General features: G+C 60.7%; 11 protein-coding genes. 4 read left to right on the top strand and 7 right to left on the bottom strand.

Annotation, left to right across the window (positions count from 1 at the left end):
• Positions 1-2: 2 nt before the first annotated feature.
• From OOT55_RS14155 to OOT55_RS14170, 4 genes are all read left to right on the top strand, one after another.
• Entirely contained in the window at positions 3-1,742 is a 1,740-nt protein-coding gene (locus OOT55_RS14155) for an IlvD/Edd family dehydratase (RefSeq protein WP_265366496.1), read from the top strand.
• The gene (locus OOT55_RS14160) at positions 1,742-2,509 is read left to right on the top strand and encodes an SDR family NAD(P)-dependent oxidoreductase (RefSeq protein ID WP_265366497.1); all 768 of its coding nucleotides are present in this window, start codon (positions 1,742-1,744) and stop codon (positions 2,507-2,509) included. The genes OOT55_RS14155 and OOT55_RS14160 overlap by 1 nt, the downstream gene beginning before the upstream one ends.
• A 389-nt stretch (positions 2,510-2,898) precedes the next feature.
• Positions 2,899-4,473 (top strand): sodium/sugar symporter, encoded by a 1,575-nt coding sequence (locus OOT55_RS14165; protein ID WP_265366498.1) that lies wholly within the window; start codon positions 2,899-2,901, stop codon positions 4,471-4,473.
• Between the two features lie 3 nt (positions 4,474-4,476).
• Positions 4,477-5,388, top strand: a complete 912-nt coding sequence (locus tag OOT55_RS14170; protein ID WP_265366499.1) for an SMP-30/gluconolactonase/LRE family protein — start codon at positions 4,477-4,479, stop codon at positions 5,386-5,388.
• 74 nt (positions 5,389-5,462) lie between these two features.
• Here OOT55_RS14170 and OOT55_RS14175 read toward each other — a convergent pair whose 3' ends face one another.
• The 7 genes from OOT55_RS14175 to OOT55_RS14205 form a co-directional block, all read right to left on the bottom strand.
• On the bottom strand, positions 5,463-6,968 hold the full coding sequence (locus OOT55_RS14175) for a YifB family Mg chelatase-like AAA ATPase (protein WP_265366500.1): 1,506 nt from the start codon (positions 6,966-6,968) through the stop codon (positions 5,463-5,465).
• Positions 6,969-7,076: 108 nt separating this feature from the next.
• Positions 7,077-8,465: a DUF1552 domain-containing protein gene (locus OOT55_RS14180; protein WP_265366501.1), complete on the bottom strand. Its 1,389-nt coding sequence runs from the start codon at positions 8,463-8,465 to the stop codon at positions 7,077-7,079.
• Positions 8,466-8,480: 15 nt separating this feature from the next.
• The gene (locus OOT55_RS14185; protein WP_265366502.1) at positions 8,481-14,144 is read right to left on the bottom strand and encodes a PQQ-dependent sugar dehydrogenase; all 5,664 of its coding nucleotides are present in this window, start codon (positions 14,142-14,144) and stop codon (positions 8,481-8,483) included.
• A 482-nt stretch (positions 14,145-14,626) separates the two neighbouring features.
• On the bottom strand, positions 14,627-14,863 hold the full coding sequence (locus OOT55_RS14190) for an accessory factor UbiK family protein (protein WP_265366503.1): 237 nt from the start codon (positions 14,861-14,863) through the stop codon (positions 14,627-14,629).
• A 56-nt stretch (positions 14,864-14,919) separates the two neighbouring features.
• Positions 14,920-15,741 carry an ABC transporter permease gene (locus OOT55_RS14195; protein WP_265366504.1) on the bottom strand — a complete coding sequence of 274 codons (822 nt, stop codon included), beginning with the start codon at positions 15,739-15,741 and terminating at the stop codon, positions 14,920-14,922.
• On the bottom strand, positions 15,738-16,718 hold the full coding sequence (locus OOT55_RS14200) for an ATP-binding cassette domain-containing protein (RefSeq protein ID WP_265366505.1): 981 nt from the start codon (positions 16,716-16,718) through the stop codon (positions 15,738-15,740). Before OOT55_RS14200 ends, OOT55_RS14195 begins: the two co-directional genes overlap by 4 nt.
• Positions 16,719-16,797: 79 nt before the next feature.
• Positions 16,798-18,498, bottom strand: a complete 1,701-nt coding sequence (locus OOT55_RS14205) for an EAL domain-containing protein (protein WP_265366506.1) — start codon at positions 18,496-18,498, stop codon at positions 16,798-16,800.
• Positions 18,499-18,502 lie beyond the last annotated feature (4 nt).

Genomic DNA, 18,502 nt, shown 5'->3' on the forward strand with positions numbered 1-18,502 from the left:
CTATGTCTGATCCCGATGCACCGCGCAAGCCCCGGCGCAGCGCCCAGAGTTACGGCAAACTGGATAAAGACGGCTTTATCCACCGCTCCTGGATGAAGAATCAGGGGCTGCCGGACCACGTGTTCGACGGTCGGCCGGTGATCGGTATCTGCAATACCTGGTCGGAACTCACCCCCTGCAACAGTGGCCTGCGAGAGCTGGCCGAGTACGTCAAACGCGGCGTCTGGGAAGCGGGCGGATTGCCGTTGGAGTTCCCCGCCATGAGCCTGGGGGAAACCCAGATGCGGCCCACCGCGATGCTGTTCCGCAACCTGCTGGCCATGGAAGTGGAAGAGTCCATTCGCGGCAACCCCATTGATGGCGTGGTGCTACTTGGGGGGTGTGACAAAACCACCCCCGCCCAGATCATGGGTGCCGCCAGCGTCAATCTGCCCACGGTGGTGGTTTCCTCCGGCCCTATGCTCAATGGCAAGTTCCGCGGGCAGGATATTGGCTCGGGCACGGATGTCTGGAAATATTCCGAGGCGGTACGCGCCGGGCAGATGAGCATCGATGACTTTATCGCCGCCGAAAGCGGCATGTCCCGCAGCCGGGGCGTGTGCATGACCATGGGCACCGCCTCCACCGTGTCCAGTCTCACCGAGGCCATGGGACTGAGCTTGCCCTGGAACGGCACCCTGCCCGCCGTGGATGCCCGTCGCCAGACGCTGGCCCATCTCACCGGGAGACGCATTGTCGAGTTGGTAGAGCAGGACGTCCGCCTCGCCGATATTCTGACCCGCGACGCATTGGAGAACGCGATCGTGGTCAACGCGGCCATCGGTGGTTCCACCAACGCGGTGGTGCACCTGCTGGCTATTGCCGGGCGACTGGGTATCGATCTGACGCTCGATGACTTCGATCAGCTCAGTAGGGACGTTCCACTGCTGGTGGATTTGATGCCCTCGGGGCGCTTCCTGATGGAAGATTTTCACTATGCCGGTGGCCTGCCTGCCCTCATGGCGCGTATCAAGGACAGGTTGCACACCAGTGCGGTGACTGTCTCGGGTGTTGCCCTGGGGGACCAGATTACTGGCGCGCAATGTTACAATGACGACGTTATCCGGCCGCTGGACAACCCGGTGAACCCGGATTCCGGCATCTGGGTACTCAAGGGAAACCTGTGTCCCAGGGGCGCCATCATCAAGCCCAATGCGGCGACGCCGGCGCTGTTGGAGCACACCGGGCGGGCCGTGGTGTTCGAGAGCATCGAGGATTACAAGGCGCGCATTGACGACCCGGATCTGGACGTGGATGAGCACTCGGTACTGGTGCTCAAGGGCTGTGGCCCCAAGGGCTATCCCGGCATGCCGGAAGTGGGCAATATGGCGCTTCCGAAGAAGTTGCTGGCGCAAGGCGTGCGGGACATGCTGCGAATCTCGGATGCCCGCATGAGCGGGACCGCGTTCGGGTCGGTGATCCTCCACGTCGCGCCTGAATCCAGCGCCGGCGGTCCCCTGGCCGTGGTGCGTAATGGCGATGAGATTGCATTCAGTGGCAAAAACCGTAGTCTATCGCTCAGGATCAGCGACGCCGAGCTGGCGCAGCGGCTGGCCGAGTGGCAGGATAATCGGCCGGGGCCGGGTTACACGCGCGGCTACGCCAAGCTATACATTGATACCGTGCTCCAGGCCGATCAGGGCGTCGATCTGGACTTTTTGAGGGGCGCCAGCGGCGACCAGGTGGACCGGGAATCGCATTAATGACTGAATACACCCGCTATGCCAGTCTCGCTCACCGCTCGGTATTCATTACCGGAGGGGCGACCGGAATCGGCGCTTGCCTGGTGGAAGCGTTTGCCGCGCAAGGCAGCAATGTCGCCTTTGTCGACCTCAATGAGGACGCCGGCAACCAGTTGGTCGAGCGAGTGCGCACTGAACACGATGCCCAGGTGGTGTTTCGCCGCTGCGATGTCACCCGAATTGACGAACTGCGCGCTGCCATTCGCGCTCTCGCGGAGGAGTGTGGTGACTTCACTGTGCTGGTGAACAACGTCGCCAATGATCAACGCTACGACCCCCGTTATCTGTCCGAGCAAGCCTGGTACAACAGCCTGGCGGTCAATCTGCACCCGGCGTTTTTCGCCGCCCAGACGATTCAGCCCCTGATGGCCCGTCAGGGCGGTGGGGTGATCATCAATTTCAGCTCCATCAACGCCCTGTTCGGGCCGAGCAAGCTGCCCAGTTACAACACCGCCAAAGCGGCCCTGCTGGGGCTGACCAAGTCCCTGGCCCGGGATTTCGGCTCGGACAAGATCCGGGTAAACGCGATTGTGCCCGGCTGGGTAATCACCGAGCGTCAGCTCAACAAGTGGCTCACGCCGGAGGCGGAAGCCTGGTGGATGGATCAGGTGTGTCTGAAAGAGCGGATTCTTCCGGAAGATGTCGCCAATCTCACCCTGTTTCTCGCCTCGGACGACGCCCGCATGATCACCGGCCAGAAGTTCGTGATCGACGGTGGGCGGTTGTAGCCTGGGAATCGGTGGATGACGGGGCTGCGGCAGGGGAGGTCGGCTGTGAGGTGCACTGTTCTCGGACCGTGGAGCCGGGGACCGGCGATCCGAGCCTACAGGGACGTATTCACGGCGTGTCCGAGAACAGTGCACCTCACAGCGGACCGGGCGTGATGTCGGCTTAAAACGTTCAGATTCCCACTTTTCCGCCTGAAATCCCGATATCGGCACTCGCAGTCGATGCGGATTATCCGCATAATAGCCGCTCGAAAAATTCCGGCGGAATCCGTGCATTCATCGGCAATACTCTTCGGCGTACCTCCCAACAGAACGCAGGGCGGCGAAGCGGGCGTAGGGGCGCTCACACCGCACCCGCCGGACAATAATCACATAATATGGAGTGCAACATGAGCTTGTCACCAATTGATATAACAACTTTTGCCGTCTACTGCGTGCTCCTGGTGGGCATTGCCTGGTGGGTGTCCCGGGAGAAAGCCGGGCACGAAAAAAACTCTACGGACTACTTCCTCGCGGGTAAGTCCTTGCCCTGGTGGGCCATTGGCGCTTCGCTGATTGCGGCGAACATTTCCGCCGAGCAGATTATCGGTATGTCCGGCTCCGGCTTCGCCATCGGGCTGGGCATCGCCTCCTACGAGTGGATGGCGGCCATCACCCTGTTGATCATCGGTAAGTATTTCCTGCCGATTTTTCTGGAAAAGGGCATCAGCACCATGCCCCAGTTTCTGGAGCAGCGCTATGACAGCCGGGTGCGCACGGTCATGGCCATCTTCTGGCTCGCGCTCTATACCTTTGTGAATCTGACCTCCATTCTGTGGTTGGGCGCCCTGGCGATCAACGCCATCACCGGCCTGGATCTGGTCTACGGTCTGGGTTTCCTGGCGGTGTTCTCCATCGGATACTCCATTTACGGTGGTCTCAAGGCGGTCGCCCTGACCGACATCATCCAGGTGGTGTTGCTGATTATTGGTGGTCTGATGGTTTCCTTTCTGGCGCTGGACCAGATCGCCGAAAATGCCGGCGGTTCCGGTGCTTTCCAGGGCTTCTCCATCATGCTGGCGGAGATACCCGAAAAGTTCGATATGATCCTGGACCCGAGCAATGAGCACTACATCAGCCTGCCGGGTATTTCCGTGTTGGTTGGTGGCCTGTGGATCATGAACCTGTCCTATTGGGGCTTTAACCAGTACATCACCCAGCGCACCCTGGCCGCCAAGAGCCTGGCCGAAGCGCAGAAGGGCATCGCTTTTGCTGCTTACCTGAAAATCCTGATGCCGCTGATTGTGGTACTGCCCGGTATGGCCGCCGCAATGCTCAAGCCGGATCTCGCCCAACCGGACCAGGCCTACCCGGAAATGATGAAGCTGGTACCGCAAGGCCTGCTCGGCATCACCTTCGCCGCCCTGGTGGCCGCGATTGCCTCGTCCCTGGGTTCCATGGTGAACAGTATTTCCACCATCTTCACCATGGACATCTACAGCAAGATGATCAACCAGAACGCCAGTGAGCACAAAAAGGTCATTATCGGCCGCTCCGTCGCCTGCCTGGCCATGCTGATTGCCGTGATCATCGCCCGTCCGCTGCTGGGCAACTTCCCCCAGGCGTTCCAGTTCATTCAGGAGTTCACCGGTTTCTTCACCCCGGGTATTGTCACCATCTTCCTGCTGGGCTTTTTCTGGAAGCGCGCGACGGCGACTTCGGCACTGGTAGCGGCCATTGCCTCGGTGGTGCTCTCCGCGCTGTTCTGGAAGTTCATGCCCGGCCTGCCGTTTATTGATCGGGTGGGCATCGTGTTTATCGCCTGTGTGGTGTTGGCCATTGTGATCACCCTGCTTAGTGGCGCCAAAGAACAGAGCAATGCGATTCATCTGGACAATATCGATTTCAGCACCCGTACCAGCTTCAATGTGCTGAGCCTCGGTGTCGTTCTGATCCTGATCGTGCTGTACAGCGTCTGGTGGTAAGCCGTGCGGCAACCGCAATGGATTAAAAGCCTGCCGGTGGGCAATGTTCTGGGGGAAGGGGTGCTCTGGCACCCCGACCAGCAGTCCCTCTGGTGGACCGATATCCACGGATGTCGACTGTACCGCTACCATCCCGGCACGGACGCCCTGACCGAGTGGTCCACACCCGAACGGCTCACCGCCTTCGGGTTTGTGGCGTCGTCGCAAGCCTCTTCGCAAGCCCCCCAGACCCTGATCGTCAGCTTCGACCAGGGCTTTGCCCTGTACACCCCGGAGACCGGTGACTGCCACTGGCTGGCCCACCCCGAGGCGGATAAACCGGGCAACCGGTTCAACGATGGTAAGGTGGATCGACAGGGACGCTTCTGGGCGGGCTCCATGGTGGAGCGGGGTGACCCGCTGGCGGATGAGGACGGCGGTGCGCTCTATTGCTGGACCGGCGAAGGTCAGATCCAGCCGCACCTGCGGGGCCTGGGCATCAGCAATGGCCTGTGCTGGAGCCCCGACAGTTGCACCGCTTATCTGTCCGATTCCGCCCGGGGTGTCTATTACGCCTACGACTTTGAACCCCACAGCGGCAGCTTCAGTAACCGACGGGTGTTTGCCCTGGCACCTGAGGGCAATGGCCATGACGGCAGTTGTGTGGATGCCGGGGGCAATATCTGGAACGCCCTGTTCGGGGGCGGCCAAGTGCTGTGCTACTCCCCCGAGGGAGAGGTATTGCTCAAGCTGGATGTACCGGTCAGTCAGCCCACCTGCGTGGCTTTTGGTGGTCCGGATCTGTCCTGGTTATGTGTCACCACCGCGCGGGAAAACCTGTCGGAAGCGCAGTTGGCCCGAGAGCCCGAGGCGGGGAATCTGTTGATTTACCAGACCGACGTGAAGGGGTTACCGGTGGATTTCTTTCGGGAGTAGATTAGCGGGTTTTTACGGCGGATAAGGCCGGAGGCCGCATCCGCCGTTACCCAACGTTCTACTTCCTGGGCACGTTATCCCTTGCGCCGATCCAACGTCCGATACCCCAACGCCTCACTGATATGCACCGTTTCCAGAGACTCACTCCCCGACATGTCGGCAAGTGTCCGTGCCACTTTCAAAACACGATGATACGCCCGACTCGATAACCCGAGCTTTTCAATCGCATCCTCCAGGAGGTTTTTATTGGCCGGCGTCAGTGCGCACACCCGCTCCAGCTCGGGCACACTCAACTGATGGTTGGCTTTGCCCTGCCGGTCCAATTGACGCTGGCGGGCGGCGATGACCCGCTCGCGCACGACGGTACTGCGCTCACCTTCACCTTTGCTCTGCAGCTCCCCGCGCTTCAGTAAACGCACCGGTACATGCATATCAATGCGATCCAGTAATGGTCCGGAGATCTTGTCCCGGTAGCGGCGAATCTGATCCGGGGTGCAGGTGCAGTCGCCCTCGGCTGCACCGTGGTAACCGCAGGGGCAGGGGTTCATGGCCGCGACCAATTGAAAACGGGCCGGGTAGACGGCCTGAGCCCGGGCGCGGGAAATACGCACTTCGCCACTTTCCAGAGGCTCGCGCAGCACTTCGAGGACATGCCGATGAAACTCCGGCAATTCGTCCAGAAACAACACCCCGCTGTGGGCCAGAGAAATCTCCCCCGGGCGCGGATTGGAACCGCCGCCCACCAGCGCAATCGCCGAGGCGGTGTGGTGGGGCGACCGGAAGGGACGCACCCGATTGCTGTGACTGCCGGCCCCGGGGGCCACCGAATACACCGCCGCCACATCCAGCCGCTCACGATTCTCCAGGGGTGGCAGTATGCCCGGCAGACGACTGGCAAGCATGGTTTTGCCGGTGCCCGGCGGGCCATACATCAACAGGTTATGGCCGCCGCTGGCCGCGACCTCCAGAGCCCGTTTGGCCTGTACCTGGCCTTTGACATCGCTCAGGTCGAAATCCAGGGTCGGTTCTTCGGTGGTATCGGCTGGCCCCTCGGCCTGGGGCAAGCGCTCCCGCTGATGCAAATGCGCGCATACCGAGAGCAGGTTTTTCGCAGAGAACACGGCGGTGGAATCACATAGCGCGGCTTCGTCAGCGTTGTCGGCGGCGATCACCAGATGCCGTCCGGCATCGCTGGCGGCCAGCGCCGCGGGCAGGGCACCGGTGACCGGACGCAGCTCGCCGGACAGGGCCAGCTCGCCCATAAACTCACAACCGCTCAGGCTGTCTTCGGGAATCTGACCGGAGGCGGCCAGAATGCCGAGGGCTATCGGTAGGTCAAAACGACCACCTTCTTTGGGAAGGTCCGCGGGTGCGAGATTGACGGTAATCCGTCGGGCGGGAAATTCCAGATGGCTGTTGAGAATGGCGCTGCGCACCCGGTCCTTGCTTTCTTTCACGGCGGTTTCGGGCAGGCCTACCATATTGAGTGCGGGTAGGCCGTTGGAGAGATGAACTTCGACGGTAACCAGTGGGGCCTGGACCCCGAGTTTTGCGCGTGAATAGACTACGGCGAGCGACATGAGCAATCCTTGCGTGTGTGGGTGTATTTCGAGAAGAAATATACCTTACCGAGCCCTGTTGAAAAAGGAACCGCGTTCCGTTTTTTAGGATCGCTATACCCCGGAGCGTTACACCACGCCTCCGCTCCAGTGAGGTTCGGGTAAGTTGTCGACGCCCATTAGCCGCGCAACATCGCCAAACAGGTCGTGGGTGCCGAAGCGGCGGTAGCCGTTGTTGATGCCGTCGCCGCAGTTGATCACCCGGCCCATGGACAGCGCCCCGCCGGCGCCGCCTGCGAGAGTCACCGCACCGGCGGCGCCGCCGTGTTTGGAGCCGTCGCCCACTTCGGAGAACATCACCACCAGGGTATCGCTCAGCAAACCGGCCGCCTCCAGTTGTTCCAGTGTGTAGGCCAGCAGGGAGTGGTACCAACGTACTTGGGCAGTGTGGGGCACGTCCCCCGGGCGGTGGGAAGCGCTGTGACTGGAGAACTCGTTGTACCAACGGGTGATCGGGGTGACCTCGCCGCCGTTCTCGGTGGCCTTGATGCCCTGGTCCATGGCCTGCTGGGCCATCTGCCAACACTCATCGAAGGAATAGTTGACCAGGTTGCCGTTTTCATCGCCCTTGGACAGTTGCAGGGTAGCGACCCGGTGCAGGCCACAGGAGAAAGCACCCACCACATTGTCGATCTGTGCCCGGCACAGGGTTGGAAACTGTTGCCACTCGTCCGCCGACAATTGCTGTTCCGCCATGGCGTAGGGGTCAGCGGGTTTGTCGGTGCTGAGGGCGCAGTCCCCCAGTTGCGTGGCCGAGAGGTTTTTCAGGCGCACCAGCGCTTCCCGGTGGCGAGTGAGCTTATCCTGTCGCGCTTGCGATAGGGTGGCGTCTTCAAGCTGGTCAAAATCCGAAAGCAGGGTGTCGTACATGGCCTGCAGTTGCGGGTCCGGTTCGTCGCCACCGCCGTCCCCTACCCGCAGTGCCAGTTTGTCGGCCACGTCTTTCGGGTCGTTGTTGGGGATAGGCCTTTGGGTGGTTGTGTAACCCCGAGGCTTGGAGATCATGATGTCGGACTTGGGACCGGTGCGCACACCCAGGCTCAGGACGCCTTCATCGCCGAGCTGTTCGGCAATCAGGTGGTCGATGCTGGCACTGTCGGTGCCGATCTGGTTGTTGCCGGTGAGGATGCCGCGCATGTCATTGTAGTGGGCGCCAGCGCCCTGACCGATGTCCAGGGTCAGATTCTGCAACACGGTCAGATTCTGGTGCCAGGGTGAGAGTGGCCCCAGCCCGAAACTCAGTTCCTGGGAGCCGGCGATACTGCCCTCGCCATGGGTCGGGCGCCAGTTGTAAGGCACCACGCCGTTGGGGTAGTAGAGAAACAGTACCCGCTGCGCCAGGCCCTCGGCGGCGAAGACTTTCTGGCCGAACAGTTGGCTGGCAAAGGGTAACAACAATCCGCCTTTGGCCAGGGACATCAGAAACCGGCGACGCGATCGATTGGTCAGTGTGTTCATGGTGGTCACTCCCTCTTATCGACGCTGAATGAAACTGTCGGACAGTGCCAGGTCGCGCAGCATGTCGCGCATGCCACCGCCGTTGCGCAGGTCCTGACTGAAAGTCTGGATATTGAGCTCGTCGTTATCGCCGGATTCTTCCCGGCCCACCACGTAGCGGTAGAACTGCCGGGCAAAACAGGCCTCGCCCTGACCGCTTTCGGCAATCAGTTGTGCCAGCTCGGGTATCGAGTGGTAGGTCACCGCCTCGCTGTCCGGGTCAAGGGTCGTCTCCGGAGAGTAGAGGCTTTTGATTGAACCGGAGGCGTCGATCTCTTCGGTCTCACCGTTGCCCAGGGTCTCCATGGCCCGGTACAGACCCTGGCTGTCGAAGCGCTCAAAGCCAAAACCCACGCCGTCGATAAACTGGTGGCAGGCGGCGCAGGCCGGATCATTGGTGTGCCGCTCGGTGGCGTCCCTGTTGCTGTCGGAATCTTCAAATTCGACGTTGAAGTCCGCCGCGGCCGGTGGTGGAAACTCCTGACACATCAAGCTTTCCCGGACATAGACGCCGCGCTTGATGGGCGAGGGGTTGACGGTGTTGGTGCGTGAGGCCAGGAAGCTGGCGTGGCCGAGCAGGCCGGCACCCAGGCGGGGGTCCTCGCCGTCGTAGGCGCGCTCGGACCAGCCGCCGCTGGTGGTGTCGGGCAGGCCGTAGTGCTCGGCCACCAGATCATTGGCCTGGGTGTAGGGGGCGAGCAGCAGTTCGGCGTAGGGCGCGTTGGACTCAATGTTGGCGAGCACAAAGCGCACGGTTTCCTCTTTGAGCGCCTCAACCAGGTCCGGGTTGTCGATGCCCGGGAAGCCGTACTGGTTGTTGATCAGCCAGCCGCTGATAAAACGGCGCAGGCCGCGCTCGGTACGCGGATCATCCAGCACGTGATCGACGGCTTCGGACAGATTGAATGCGTCATCCTCCGCCATGGCGAGCAGGGTATCGTCCGGAGTGGTGGCCCAGAAGATGTAGGCCAGGGAGGTCACCGTCTCGTAGGCATCCAGTGCATAGAGGCCGGTTTCACCGTCCGGTTGGCCCAACTCGGAACGGTACATGAAGTGCGGTGACATCAACAGCGCCTGCAGGGCCCGACGTCCGCCGTCGTCGTTGTCGTACAGGGCCGCGTAGTTGTCCACTTCGGTCTGGGTCAGTGGACGACGGAACAGTCGCTTGCCGAACGCTTCGACGGCACAGGCCGCGTCATCACACTGTTCGGCCAGCCCCATAAAGGTGTAGCGGGTGATCGCCTGCTCGGCGATCTCGCTGGCCACCAACTGGTAGCCCAGGGTGCGGTCGTAGCCCGCGGAGAGATAGGAGGCGGTGGTGAAGTTGCGGTAGCGACCATCGGCGGGGACGGTATCCATCAGCGCCGCCGAGAAGTTGATATTGAACAGATCGCGCACGCTGTTGAGGTATTCCGCTTTGGTGAGCAGGCGCAGGTTTCGGCTGTCCAGCGTGCCCTCGCCGCAGTTGCCGTCGGTGCACAGAGACGGCTGCCAGGCGTCGGCAAGTACCAGCCGGGCGATTTCGAAGGCGCAGTCACCGCTCTGTTCGCCGTCGCAGGCGCCGGGATTGTCCATGGGCATGAAGTCGGCGATGTAGCTGGCCAGAAGATCCTGATTCCAGGTGTCGTCCAGAGCGTTGATGGCACCGGCCACGCCGCCTTCGCCGTTGTCACCATGACAGCTCTGGCAGTGCTGGCCATAGAAATCCCGGCCAGCCTGGTAGTCATCTTCCTGACCGGCAAACAGTGCCTGGATCGAGACGTTGTGAGCGGGCATCACCAGCTCGATGTCGGCGGCGGCCGGGTTGCCGACCACATAGGCGCGGCCTTCGCCCTGCCATCCGGAAAACTCGGTGCCGAGCGGAGGCTCGTGGGCGGCGATGGTCACTACCGTGCCGGGGGTGAAGTCGCGCTCGGCGTTCTCGGTGCTGCCGCCGATTACCGACAGCCGATAGGTTTCGCCGCCGGTGTCACCCTGGGTGTTCCAGGGTTCCCACTGTCCGTCGCTGTAGCTGGCGGATTCCTGGATGTCGTTGAGGTCACCGGTCTGGGCGCCGGCGCCGTTGTTGAAAATCACGTTCAACTGGCCCTCGGGCAGGGCGTCCGGGTCTTGATGGTAGACCCACCAGCCGCCGTCATCCGGCCCGTTCATTGGCTCGCCCGGCCAGTCGTGCAGCGGTTGGTCCTCTCCCGCACCGCTGGTCCAGAGGTAAATATTGACGGTCTCCCAGTCGTTGGGGTTGTCGTAGCGCAGGGACAGAGCGGCGTTCGCTTCGGTGAGGGTGGTTTGCGCACTGAACTCGTCCAGAGTGGCGCGCACGGTGGCCTCACCCGGAGCCAGGCGTTGCACCAGGCCGGTGTCCGACACCGACACAGCGTCGCCGCCACTGATCACCTGCCATTGAACCTCGGCGTGGACATGAATTTTGGTGTTGTTGGGTCCCAGACCGTAGGCCACCAGTTGTTGCTGATCGGTGAGTGCGGTGGTCTCCGGGGAGATGGCCAATCCGGTCAGGGAGGTGTCGGTGGAAACCACCTCGATCTCCAGGCTGGTCGATTGCCCGTCGCTGCTCAGGGTGACGCTGGCGGCGCCGGCTCGGAGGGCGCTGAGGGTGATCTGATTGCCTTCGATGGTTTCTACCGAAAGCACCGATTCATCACTGACATCGACGCTGTCGATGCTTGAGACGGGTGCGGTGAAGCCATTGTCGTAGCGTGCCTCGACGCTGAGTGTCAGGGTGTCGTCCGGGTTGACCCGAGTGTCGCCGAGCAGACGCAAATCGGTCTGTTGGGCATCGACGGCATCGATCCATTCGGCAAACAGGGCGTCCGCCTCCGGGTTGGTGTAACGGGTGCCTTTGGGCATGCGGTTGCCGTCGGTGACCTGATACAGATGAATCAGGCTTTCGCGGTGATCGAAGGGTTTGATTCGGTATTTGCCGCCGGTGGTCTGGACGTTGAGCAGGCGCATGTCGTCCAGCGGCTGGTCGTAACGCAGGTCCATAAAATCGCTGTTGTGGCAGTGTGCGCAGTTGGTGTCGAGGTAGGCTTTGGCACGTGCTTCGAGCGAGGCACTGTCGTCGTCCAGGCCGGCAAACGTGGCGTGCTGCTCGGCTGCACCGATGTCGGTATCGAACAGCCCGATCCGGTTGAAAATATCCAACTGGTTGTCACCCTCGTCACTGAACGAACGGTTCAACTGACGGGAGTGCAACGCCAGGGGTTCGCGACTGCCATTGCCCACATGACAGGAGCCGCAGTCGGCCGAGGCGCGCACGGTGCGAGTGCGTCCCTCGGCATCGGTGTTGTCGAGGGTCTGTGTTTCGGTCACGCGTGTGGCCTCAGTGCCCTCGGGGTTCCAGTGATAATTCACCGCCTGCCAGGTGCCGTTCGCCTGACGAAACAGAATTGCCGTGGTAAAGGGGCGTTCTTCGCCATCAGCGTCGGTGATGCATTTATGTTTGATCAGCACCGAACCGGTGGGCAGTTCCCACTGTTCGGTGTCGGCGAAGGCGATGGTTTCGTCGTTAGGGATGTGTAAGAAGTGTTGTACCGTCGCGCCGTCGAACCAGCCGTCGGTGTTGACCTTATAGGGGATGACGCCACTTTCCGGTACCAGGGGCGAAAGACTCTGAAACAATCCGGTGGCCGATAGCGTGTCGGGCAAGGCGACGCTGTCGGCGGCGTCGTCCACTAACCGATAAATGGTGGAGTTTCCTCCGAACTCGACACCGTAGGTGGATACCAACAATTCGTCGCCGTACAGGTCGGTACCAAAGGAGGCGATGTTTTCCGGGAAGGCATCGCTGACCAGGGTTTTGGCTTCACCGTCGGCCATGGCCCAGATTTTTTTGGTGACGTAGTCACCGAACACAAAGCGTCCGTTCAGGCCCGGCAACTGATTGCCCCGATAGACCAGACCGCCAATGATGGAGTAACCGGTTGGGTGTTCGTACCCTTCGATGGGCGGTTCAAAATCCGTGGCGCACTCCTTGAGTGGATCGCCTCCGAGTTCGCCCCGGTTGTTCAACCCTTCGCACACCGGCCAGCCGTAATTCTTTCCGGGCTCCACACGGTTCACTTCCTCGTAACCGGATTGCCCGACTTCGGTTTCCCACAAGGTGTAGGGTGCTTCGGTGTCAAAGGCCCAACGCCAGGGGTTGCGGTGCCCGTAGGACCAGATTTCCGGACGGAACCCGGGCTGATCCACAAACGGATTGTCCGCGGGCACGCGATAGTATTTTCCGTTTTCAGGCTCGGTCAGTGGCTCGATCCGAATGAAGCTGCCGAGCAGATTACTGGTGACCTGAGCGTTGTTGTTGGTACGCGGATCTTCGGCGAACGAGGTGGTGGCGCTGTGACCGTAAGCGCCGTCGCCGATGCCCAGATACAGATAACCTTCCTCGGGATGAAATTGCATCATGCCACCCTTGTGATCCGGGCCGGGTTGTTCAATGCGCAGCAGTTCCCGGGCGGAGTCTTCCAGCACGGCAGAGGGATTGGCCGGATCATCGATGGTCCAGCGCTCAAGCACGGCATCGCCGTACTGACCGTTGGGGGTGCGTTCGTTATCGTCCGTGCCCTGAATGTAGTACAGGTAGATAAAACCGTTATTGGTGTAGTCCGGATCCAGGGCCATGCTGAGCAGACCCTGCTCGTGATAATTTTTGACCTGATCTTCGATGTTGATCAGAGAGCGAACCTGATCGGGCGTTACCTCGGAGTCGTCGGGAAAGGCGTAGATCTGCCCGGCCTTGTCGACCATCATCATCAGGCCACTGACCGGGTCGGGCAGGGTCATCACCGGCGAGGCAAACTGATCAATCAATCCGGGGTAGGCGATTTCAAAACGGTAGTTGCCTTCGGACACATTACCTTCCACCGGAAAACCGTGAGGTTGTGCCAGTTGCGGGCGTTGATCGAGATCGTCCGGGGTTTGGCCGACCGGATCAGGGGCATTGTCATCGTCGGACACACCACAGGCGACGAAACTCTGCCACTGGTTGTCGGCGTAGCAGGGCTCGGCATCAAACAGAAGGTCAGCGGTTTGTGCCGCGCCGTTATCGTTGAAAATAATGTTCAGTGTGTCCGGCAGAGTGTCTCCGGTTAGCCACTGACTGAAGTCGAGGCAGTAAAACCCGTTCTCTTCGGTCATGGGCTCTCCGGGCCACTCTGTGCCTCCGGTGAGCGCATCGTTGGGCGATGGGTTCCAGAAGTACAGGTGGGGATTGACGTAGTCGCCGGCGTTATCAAAGCACACCCGGGTGTTCTTGGTCGGCGTGTTATCAGAGTCATCATTCGCGGCGCTGACGGTAATGGATTGGTTGGCATCATTGAATGCAATTCGATAGGTGCCGGCGCCATCGGTAATGGGGTAGTCCTCAGCGGGATAGGCTTGATCCCAATTCTGATAACGACTGACTTTGAAACGAGGGTTATCGCCGCCGAAGGTCTGGGTGGTTTCCCATTGGCCGCTTTCGGCGTTGTAACTCATGGGGGTGAGTCCCCAGTCATTGGGCGTGCCGCGAAAATAGGCGTTGGACCACTCCTGCGCGAGCGCGGTGTGAAAGCTGCCGAAAAGCAGAGCGCCAATACCGAGCGCCATCGCCTTGTTTACCACAAGTCTATGGATGCTGAACATAAAGGTCTTTCCGTTTTTGACGGTAAAAAAATTATTATCGTTAGTGTGAATTTTTTCGTCCGTGTCTGACTGCAATCCGTGTTGGCGTCTTGCCCACGGGGTCAGAACCGTTTGCCCGGGAGCGGGCGTTACCTCATCGGTTTATTATTTGAATTGGGTTGCAAGCCCGGCGCCGATACCGCGTTTGGAGGGAGTGGCGTTCGCTGGGAACGCGACTATCAGAGACTTCACATTCGGCGTTGTTTGCGTATTTACATCAACGGATGTTTGGAGGAAGTCTAGAGACGGATTCATGACGGTGGCAATATGAATACGTATGCAGCACCGCCGAATGGTCATAAAGGCGGGAGTGAATCACAGTGTTAATGGGAGCTTAGATCGGAGAAGCTCCGGGTTTCGGGGCGAGCACGCCCCGGGTTCCCCGGTGGCGGAGTTTGGCGGGATTGTTGGATTGTGCTTCACTCCGAAGCGTCGGACCGATCCTACCTACGGGAGGAATTTTCCAGCTCGGCGAGTTGTTTTTCCAGCTGCTCCAGGCGCTCGCGGGTGCGCTGGAGCACGGCGGTCTGGGCGTCGAACTCCTCTCGGGTGACCAGATCCATTTTCCCGAGCGCCGACTGTACGGCGGCTTTGATTTCCTGCTTGGGAAGCATGTCCTGCAAACCGGGCAATTTGCGGTCAATTTCCTGAAAGAATTTCTGGGCAAAGTCGTTAATCATGGAGTCGCTCGAGCACGCTGCGGAAAACCCCAGTGTAGCGCGTCGGTTAGCGGCTGTCAGTGCTTGCGATGGTACAGGCGCATCGCCAAGGGGCCGAAGGTGAGGGTCAGTAGCGCGGGGGTGAGCAGGGCTATGCCCAGTGACAATGCCGCCAGCTCACCCGCCATGGCGCCGCGCAGGGCGGTAACCAGATGGGAGACCGGGTTCAGTGCCACCAGGGTCTGGAGCAGTTCCGGCATGGTGGCCGGGTCCACATAGATGTTGGACACAAAGGTCAGAGGCATGAGCACGAGCCAGCTCAGGGTCATGACTGCGCCGGGGGTGCGCAGCAGCAGGCCCAGAACGGTGAAAATCCAGCCCAGTCCAAAACCAAAAATGTTCAGCAGCAAAAGCGACAGCACCACGCCGACAACACCCTGTTCCGGGCGATAGCCAAGCAGCAGTCCAATCAGAACCACGATCAGCGAGGCGCCGGTGTAGCGCAGGATATCGCCAAGCATGGCGCCGACCAGAGGTGCGGGTGCCCAGATGGGTAGGGATTTGAACCGGTCGTATACGCCCTTGGACAGGTCCCCGTTGAGGGTGACACCGGTGTAAATGGAGGTAAACACCACGGTCTGAGCCAGAATGCCGGGCAACAGGTACTGCAGGTAGTCACCGGTGGAACCGGCCAGGGCACCGCCGAAGAGGTAGGTAAACATGACCGTGAACATGATGGGCGTGACCAGCACATCAAACATCTGCTCCGGGACATACTTGATCTTGAGAAGCGCGCGCCAGCCAAACGCGATGGTGCAGGCCATGGCTCCGGCGGGGGCGGGGCGCTCGAGTACACGGATATGCCGGGCGAGGGTGCGGGCGGTGGAAGATCCACTCATTGGGAGGCTTCCTCCGGATCGTTCTGGGGGCTTACGGTGTGCCCGGTCAGGGCCAGAAAGACTTCGTCAAGGCTGGGCTGCCCCATGGAAAAGCTATTCAACCCGATGCCCGCCTGGGGCAGCTCGGCCAGTGCCCGGGTGGCCTCGGAGCTGTCTGAAAGTTGAACCGTCAGACTCGCCGGATCGGCTTCCAGGTGCACCAGGCTGTCGAGATGACCGGCCAGGATCAGCTGTGCCTGTTCCCGCTGGGCCGGGTCGGTCAGTTGCAGATGCAGTACGTTGCTACCGACTGAGGCTTTGAGCTCCCGACTGGTGCCTTCGGCAATGACGGCCCCCTGGTCGATGACCGCGATGCGTTCGGCGAGTTGGTCGGCTTCCTCCAGATACTGGGTCGTGAGTAGCACGGTGGTGCCATCGTCCACCAGCCCGCGCACGATGTCCCACACCTGATTGCGGGAGCGCGGATCCAGACCGGTGGTGGGTTCATCCAGAAACAGCAGATCTGGCGTGATGATCAGAGAGGCGGCAATATCCAGGCGGCGACGCATGCCCCCGGAATAGGTTTTTACCTGTCGCCGCGCGGCATCCTGAAGGTCGAACGCCTTGAGTAACGAGTCTGCGCGAACGCGGCCGCCGAGCCAACTGAAGCCCTGCAGCCGGGCCAGTAGGGTCAGGTTTTCCCGGCCGGAGAGATCCTCGTCCACCGAGGCAAACTGTCCGGTCAGGCTGATGCGGGCGCGGACCTGCTCTGCCTGCTGGACCAGGTCGTGCCCCAGTACCCGGGCTTCGCCACCGCTGGGTGGCAGTAAGGTCGAGAGCATGCGCACGGTGGTGGTTTTGCCGGCGCCGTTGGGGCCGAGTAGGCCGTAGACACTGCCGCGCTTTACCTGGAGGTCGATCCCGCGTACGGCGAGGGTGCTACCAAAGGCCTTGCGCAGCCCTCGGGTTTCGATGGCAAAGTCGGGTGTCGAATCCATGAAGTCGGGTCCTTCGATGACGCTGTTGCTTAAAGGGGGAAAGCTAGCATGATCGTCGGTGGCAAACTGTGAGAAATTGTTATGCGATGCTGTGCCATTGCTTGACGGTGCGGCACACCTTGTCCACCGGCTGGGGAGCGCAGAACAGATAGCCCTGCATCTGGTCACAGCCTGCGGCTTGTAGCCAGTCGCGTTGCGCCTGGGTTTCCACACTTTCGGCGATGACCACTTTGCCCAGATTGTGCGCCAGGTTGATCATGGCGCGCACCAGTCGCTGATCCTCTTCGTTATGACTGAGCGCGGCCAGAAACCGGGAGTCAATTTTCACGGCCCGAATGGGCAGGCGTTGCAGGTGCAGGAAGGAGCAGCTACCACTGCCAAACTGGTCCAGTGAGAACTCCAGTCCCAGATGCGATAGGGGGCGCATGCACAGGCTGACCAGATCGAGGTTGTCCATCAGGCTGGCTTCGGTGAGCTCGAATTCCAGGTGACAGCCCGGAACGTCGATCTGGTTCAGCGTGCCCGCCAGGCGGTGCACCAGTTGTTCATCGCGAAACTGGCGTACCGATAGATTGACGGCCATTCGCAAATCCAGTTGACACTCGCTTTGCAGCAGGCGCAGATCCTCGCAGGCGCGCTCCACGATCCAGTAGCCAATGTCGTTGATCAGGCCGGTATCCTCGGCGACATTGATGAATTCCTTGGCGTCCAGCAGACCGCGCTCCGGGTGTTGCCAGCGCAGCAGGGCCTCCATGGCGACGATGGCTCCGGTATTGAGGTCGATGCGGGGCTGATATTCCAGGCTGAGCTGGTTCAACCGAAGGGCGGCCCGCAGGTCGGACTCCATCCGCAGTTGCAGGCGCACCGCCTTGTTCATCGCTTCGGTAAAAAAGCGGTAGCTGCTGTCATCCTGCTGTTTGGCCTGGTACATGGCCATGTCGGCATTCTTGAGCAGACTGTCGGCGTCGCGGCCGGCGTCCGGGTAGACCGCGATGCCGATGCTGCAGCCGATACGCATCTCGTAACCACCGATGTGATAAGGGGCGCCGATACGTTCGATGATTTTTTCCGCCACATGGGCGATGTTGGCGCCATTATCGGTATTTTCCAGCAACAGGGTGAACTCGTCGCCCCCCATGCGGGCCACCGAGTCGCTGCGGCGCATGCACTCCTTGAGGCGATCGGCGCACACCCGGATCATGGCGTCACCGGTGTCGTGACCAAAGCTGTCATTGACCTGTTTGAAGCCGTTCAGGTCAATAAACATCAGGGCGAACTGGCCCTGATCCCGGTCCGCCAGACGGATGGCGTGCTCGAGCCGGTCGCGAAACAGGATGCGATTGGGAATGTCGGTGAGGGTATCGTAGTGGGCCAGGCGACTCAGGTGCTGTTCGGTGCGTTTACGCTCTATGGCGTAGCGTAAGGTGCGCTCCAGGAGTTGAGTATCAATATGACCCTTGATCAGGTAATCCGCCGCGCCGGCGCGAATGGCTTCGCGATCGACTTCGGTTTCCATCTCGCTGGTCATGACCACGATCGGCGTGGTGCAGGCCTGGGTTTTGGCGGCGGTCAGCAGATCCTGGGCGGTGTCGCCGTCCCAGTAATAGTCCAGTAATACCAGATCGTAATCGTCGCCAAAAATGGCGGGCAAAGCGCCATCGAGCCGGTCGTGCCAGACCAGCTGATAATCGGTGTGGTGAATCTTTGACAGCAGGTCGGCCAGTAACAGGTACTCGCCCTCCTCGCGGTCAATAAAGAGGATCTTTACGATTCTGTCCATTGCC

This window comes from Marinimicrobium sp. C6131, from assembly GCF_026153455.1.
GTDB lineage: Bacteria > Pseudomonadota > Gammaproteobacteria > Pseudomonadales > Cellvibrionaceae > Marinimicrobium.